Annotated in this window: 7 protein-coding genes and 1 pseudogene; 6 read left to right on the top strand and 2 right to left on the bottom strand. The window is 35.8% G+C overall.

The genetic code is table 11. The features are described from left to right. Nucleotides 1–126 precede the first annotated feature (126 nt). From V179_RS0126095 to V179_RS30370, 4 genes are all read left to right on the top strand, one after another. Complete coding sequence (locus V179_RS0126095) at nt 127–441, top strand: DUF1048 domain-containing protein (protein WP_028394064.1); 315 nt, start codon at nt 127–129, stop codon at nt 439–441. 274 nt (nt 442–715) lie between these two features. Continuing rightward, nucleotides 716–1,024: a PepSY domain-containing protein gene (locus V179_RS0126090; protein ID WP_028394063.1), complete on the top strand. Its 309-nt coding sequence runs from the start codon at nt 716–718 to the stop codon at nt 1,022–1,024. A gap of 75 nt (nt 1,025–1,099) precedes the next feature. Continuing rightward, nucleotides 1,100–1,576 carry a DUF5342 family protein gene (locus V179_RS29420; RefSeq protein WP_051405152.1) on the top strand — a complete coding sequence of 159 codons (477 nt, stop codon included), beginning with the start codon at nt 1,100–1,102 and terminating at the stop codon, nt 1,574–1,576. A 520-nt stretch (nt 1,577–2,096) separates the two neighbouring features. Then, complete coding sequence (locus tag V179_RS30370; protein WP_084552500.1) at nt 2,097–2,261, top strand: YjcZ family sporulation protein; 165 nt, start codon at nt 2,097–2,099, stop codon at nt 2,259–2,261. A gap of 716 nt (nt 2,262–2,977) precedes the next feature. Here the strand turns inward: V179_RS30370 and V179_RS0126065 are convergent. Next, nucleotides 2,978–4,069, bottom strand: a complete 1,092-nt coding sequence (locus V179_RS0126065) for a CotH kinase family protein (RefSeq protein ID WP_028394061.1) — start codon at nt 4,067–4,069, stop codon at nt 2,978–2,980. Between the two features lie 149 nt (nt 4,070–4,218). Between V179_RS0126065 and V179_RS32610 the strand changes: the two are divergent. Further along, nucleotides 4,219–4,314: pseudogene (locus tag V179_RS32610) on the top strand (CotG/ExsB N-terminal domain-containing protein); the annotation flags it as partial. Between the two features lie 55 nt (nt 4,315–4,369). Beyond that, complete coding sequence (locus V179_RS28870; protein WP_152534832.1) at nt 4,370–4,639, top strand: hypothetical protein; 270 nt, start codon at nt 4,370–4,372, stop codon at nt 4,637–4,639. An 813-nt stretch (nt 4,640–5,452) separates the two neighbouring features. On the opposite strand, the gene V179_RS32605 is transcribed toward V179_RS28870, so the two are convergent. Beyond that, entirely contained in the window at nt 5,453–5,584 is a 132-nt protein-coding gene (locus tag V179_RS32605; RefSeq protein WP_084552499.1) for an Abi family protein, read from the bottom strand. Nucleotides 5,585–6,000 lie beyond the last annotated feature (416 nt).

The following is a 6,000-nucleotide window of genomic DNA, read 5'->3' as shown; positions in this document are numbered from 1 at the left end:
AATCTGAGCTTGGGCCCGCGAGAAAATTCTATACACTAAATGCCAAAGGAAAACAAGAATTAAATGATTTTTGGCTACGCTGGTCATTTTTAGAAAAAAAAATGAATGAAATAAAGGAGCAAAGAGATGTTTAAAAAGATGATTCAAGAAAAACGAGAATATCGTGCATATAAAAAAAGAGTGAATGAACTACCTGAAGAATACAAAAAGGCTATGAAAGCAATTGAAAATTATATGTGGAACTTTGCTAGGGGAGCAGGCATGTTAGAGCTTTTAAAGAAAATTTTAGAGATGTTCGAAAATAGTGCCAGTGATGGAATAAGCGTAAGAAATGTAGTAGGAAATGATATAGCAGAATTTGCAGACACATTCCTAGCCGAGTTTCCAGAAGAAACATGGATTGACAAATTAAGAAAGAAATTAAGAGATGCTATTAAATAAAGGGGAGAAAACCTAGTTAGTTGAAGTAGAGGGCTTTCTAAATGTATGTTTTTGTTTATTATCGTACATTCATTACGTTATGAACGCCAAGCTAAAACCCCCATTCAATTAATTGAATGGGGGTTTTTATTAGTTTTACCTACTAGATCAAAGTCAAAAAACGCAAACTTGATATTCGTTTACTTTTCTAAGAGTATTTTAAGGTTCTTCTTCTTTTTCTTTAAACTCGAGAGGTTATGATAACAATACAAACAACACAAGGAGGTTATCAAGCATGAACTTGATATCAATGCTATTAACAGGTACTTTAATCGCGGGTGGTCTAGGAGCTCATACACTGCTTGATAATCAACCGGTAACTGAACAAACAAATGCGCCCTCACAAACAATTAATGAATTACAAGCAAAGACTATTGCCTTAGACACATCAAAAGGCGGTCTAGTAACGAATACTCAAACCGTTGAAAATTATGGAAGTAAAACATACAAGATTTCTATTGTAAATCAAGATACAGAATACACGGTGGATATTGATGCATCAACAGGAGATGCTTTGATCGTTAATCAACAGATGAAAGAGTGAAGTAACCACGGTATAGACGATTTAAAACCATTTATGGAAAAGTTCAATGAGTAATTATCTTAGGAGGTTTTTATAATGATTAAAGATTTTAACATAAAACTATTGTTTGAAGATCAAGTTCATGAACGTCATCAGTTTTCGTTAACCTTTGAAGGCGATAATTATCAAGGGATTTTCTACGATGGAGAAATTCAGTGGTTTCATCCTCAACCTAAACATAATCTTGGTGAAGATGACCTTCAAAACTTGGAATCGAAAGTGTATGACTTAATGACAAACCACGTATATCAAGATTTTAAAGTAAAACCATTGTTTGAAGATCAAGTTCATGAACGTCATCAATTTACGCTAACCTTTGAAGGGGATAATTATCAAGGGATTTTCCATGATGAAGAAATTCAATGGTTTCATCCTCAACCCCAAAATAACCTTGAAGGAGACGACCTTCAAGATTTGGAATCGAAAGTGTATGACTTGATGACTAACTACGTATATCAAGATTTTAAAGGCAAATCATTGTTCGAAAATCAAGTTCCTGAATGTCATCAATAGACTAAATATATAAGAGGTGGGTATCTAAATGATGCCTACCTTTTTTGTTCCTAAAACATCCAGGGGGGTTCTATTAGTTCTACATACTTCTTTTACTATTCTAAAGGTTCTAAAAACGCCATAAGCACCAAGGTGGTTAACGTCTTCGTTGTTATTGTTTATTCATGATTTTATATATCACTTCTGAAGAAACCTCTCAACTGCATAAAAAATGCTAGTTTTAAACAAATAAAAAAGGACATGTCATCTAAGCCCTCTCCCTGGTATCGGCCCCACCTACGCCAGATACTATGACGGCCACACATGCCATCCAACCCATTATCATTATAATAGAAAGCGCTTACATATTCAATTATTAATAGAACACAAGTTTCGACATAAAAATGGAAATCCTTATCAAAGTACATTTTAGGTCTTTGATTCATGCCTATTTGTGTCACTTTATTAGTTTCAAACATACACTAAATTAGCCCACGCAAGTAGTTAGTACCTCCTTTATAACAAAAGGAGATGTTTGTATATGTCAGGTTGTGTAGATGGCGGTTTTGGTTTTGGGGGCGGTTTTGCCTTTATAGTGGTTTTGTTTATCCTCTTAATCATCGTCGGCTGTAGTTGTGTCGGTGGATTTGGCGGCGGCTATGGCTACGGGGGAGGTTACGGAGGCGGTTACGGTGGCTTCTGCTAATAAGTAACAAAAAGGACGGCCATCATAGGCCGTCCTTCTTTAAATTTAAAATGGTCATTAAATGAAGAATGCTGACTATAAAGACCATGTTTATAGTAAATGGGTTTCATTCTCTTTGTTCGTCCAGATAATAAAAAAAGGAGCTCTTGATCGGCTCCTGGGATTTAAATAAAGCATCCGTAACATTATTTAATAAGGCTAACAAGATCCATCTCAGTAATATCCACAATGTCCATGATGGTATGGGTATCCACCATATCCCATTCCGTAAGATGGATAACCGCCGTAGCCATAACTTCCAACGATTTGTCTTTCCATTTTATATCTCCTCCTCAAATTGTTTCAAAAATAGTGTATGTGTCCATATTCAATGAGGAGTAGATAGTGCCTATTTGTAAAGGTTGTATGCTTGTATAGTCATAACCTCTCGTTGTACTAGCTTTCACAAGACAATTAGTGACAGTCAGCTATTTACTGTCATTCCCCTTTGAAAATGTATTTTTGTTTTTGTGTATTTCGTTACATTGAATAAGACAAAAAAAGATACTCACCTAATGAGTACCATTCGGAATAATCTCTGTATAAAGGTACGAGGATATATCATGAAGAAAGACCTCACCTTGGTAAATTTCTGACTCTATGATCCGCAGAGTAATCTCGGATTGTTTTTTCTTTATTTATTTCACTCTGTAGTGGGGGTATCGCCTATTGTACTATTAATCTAATGTATATAATTGGTTGCTTATATACTTTGCCCTTGCTTCAATATATTGGCATATATAATCCGGTTCTTTATCAAAAAGGTGGATCTGTTCCTTTATATATGGGTCTTTTAGAACATATGGCCTTATGAGCTCAAAAGTTTCCTGGATTTTAGGTTTCATAAATTCTAAAGTAAACTGGTTACTTAAGATATCTTCTAATCGTTTTTTGTATTGGTCTCGAAAAGTCTTCACATCAAGAATCCGTGCCGTTAACGTATTAAAGCCCTTAATTCTCACATAGTCTTCTTCCATGACTTCTCCATTTATATCCCTTCCCCATGTAGCGTCATAATCCCAGGGAATGACTTCAAAAAGTCCTGTTTCTCCATTCCGATATAGCGCATAGTTATGAACGAATCCATCGTAATTTTGCGTAAAAATAACACCCGCCAGCCAGCAAAGGTACTTTTCAACGTTTATATATTTTACAATCTCCTTTTCAAAGTCTACTCTTGGGATCGTATTGATTTTTATGATTAATTCATGCAAAGCATTCTCATCCTGAGCTGTCCCACATTTTCTCTCATATCCAAACTCAAGCGATTTCTTTATATCTTGATCAAGTTCACTCATTAACGAAAAGTTAGCGTCACCATCCACAGCATAAAATATAGATCCTTTTGGCAGTTTTTGATTCTCTAAGAAATACTCATCGACGGATTCTAATTCTAGATAAAGGCCCTCATTTTTCCCATTTATCATTAAGAAAACAAACCGGGATTTCGGGGATAAACATCCAATTTCCTTGAAAAAGTCTAAAGATAATTTATTTCTTATGAATGATGGATCCTTATATTCTGCGTTTAAATGCCACTCTTTTGCATTTCGAAAAGTACTTGGTTTGTGAATAGCTATATGATACGACTTTTTGCGAAAACTGCGAATATGAGAGCCACGGTAAGCTAGATCGATGTCATACCTTTTTTTGTTCACGTTTAGCTTTGCAGAAATTGGATCATCACACCAAATATCCCTACGTAGCTCGGAAAAATCCAAAGGATGAATAAAAAATTTATATTCAGGTAGTTTCTTAGAATGATCCACAGGCATCCTTCACCTTTCTTTTTATATACTCATATGCCAAAAGGGATTGTCAGGTTATTTTGGTTAGTAAGGCTCTTGTCTATTACCACCCTCGTACAAACCACATAGTTTATAGAGGAAGTGTTCCATTTCACTTCATTAACTTTGAAATGGAGGTAATGAGTATGTCGAATTTTTGCAATGATGATATACAAAGAGCTGTAGACCGGTGTAATTCAATGGGTTTAAGTGACTTCATGTTCCAGAATCCACGATCAAGCTGCCGTTCTAGAAGACGAAATACAAATAGGCGCAATACATGTGATAATCGTCGCCGTCGCACTAGCCAGCGTCGTCGCACCAGCCAGCGTCGTCGTACTAGCCAACATCGTCACCGATTCACCAGCCAGCGTCGTCGCACTAGCCAGCGTCGTCGCACTAGCCAACATCGTCGCCGATGCACTTTCCATCATCGTCGATGTTGCCGGAATTGTCTGTTTGGAAATCGCCGAAGATGTTGCTTTGGATTCTGGTAACAATAGATACTTGATTAAAAATAAGGTGATAGATCTTCTCTATCATCTTGTTTAATTTGCAATACAACAAAAAACCATGCATCCTGCAGGATTCACAGTGATGGCTATTTAGCATCCCTTCTTGCAGACAAGGAATTACGTGAAGCAGGGCATTTACATAATCAAGGCATTGGAAAAGCGATTGAACGCTAAGAAAATGAGTGAACAGTAAAAAAATGCGACCTATATGTTTTGGAAAAGTGATAGTTAAGAGTGGTTGGATGGGATTTAACCTCTACTCAAATAAAGGCATGGAATGATTATCATTCCATGTCTTTATTTGTCTGGATACTTTTTGATCTGTCCAAAATTAGAATTAGGATACTTTTTCAGCTTTTGTAGATGTTCGCTGTATAAGCTCCTGTTTGGTAGAACCTACTTACATACAATTAATCCTAGACATTGGATATTTATTCATTTCATTTAGCAACCGAATTTTTTAATTGTTCATATAATAATTATTCAGAACTAGCGAGATAATTTATCAAGTAGTTTTTTTGAAAGATTTGAAGGTAATTAATATATATGGTTCAAGTATTGAAAAACGTTGTGGGTCCGTCGTGGTTCAATTAGTGGAATATGAAATGATAAAACCCATCGTCGATTGACGGTGGGCTCCTTTTTGTTTGTACTACAAAAAAGTTAGTGACACCACATTATATGCGCGCGCATGAATTTAATGTTACAGACTATATACAACCTCATCATTTCATAATGCTCATTCTCCAAGATGTGACAATCAAGATGGAAATGGTCCTTCCTCTAAAACCAATGATTATATCTTTAGTATGTTTGGTAGAACAAGGATAGGACTAGTCTGGTAATGTATCTAGCCAGTCAATAGGTGGTTCTTCAAAAAGTCTTCATAAGAAAAGTGTGTTCGGAAGGCTATCTCAATTTTTTCTAATGCACCTAAAAGCAATAACCTTAGTCTTCTGTCAAATTCATATAACGAAAGCAAGTTGTTTCACCCTCAATCATCTTGATTAATTAACGGCGTACGTATTGGAAGACGGCAGATGCATTCGGTAAAAATCTGCATGTGAAGGAAGGAATCGCTCTGTTTGATTAATTACGATGGTAGTTATATTCAAGTTTTAAAGCCTCAACCTAATACTAATTTAGCTGAAACATACACGATAATGGGTATTGTATTTAGTCTTTTTGACCAACTGACATAATGACCACATGACCAACATATAAATATCTTTGTAAAGAAAAATTCAAAAGAATCACCTCTTCCCCACTGCATGGGGGGCGAGTAACGGAATAAAGAGATACTATATTACTATTACTTTAAAATCTTTTTAACTGGTTTAACGCTTATTACATGGTTGAGGCTCTTGGCTTTCTTGGCCAGTAATTGCGCTTGCTCCT

Source organism: Bacillus cihuensis, from assembly GCF_000504145.1.
Taxonomy (GTDB): domain Bacteria; phylum Bacillota; class Bacilli; order Bacillales; family DSM-1321; genus Peribacillus; species Peribacillus huizhouensis.
The sequence above is the reverse complement of the archived record's forward strand: the minus strand, read 5'-3'. Positions and strand labels throughout refer to the sequence as shown.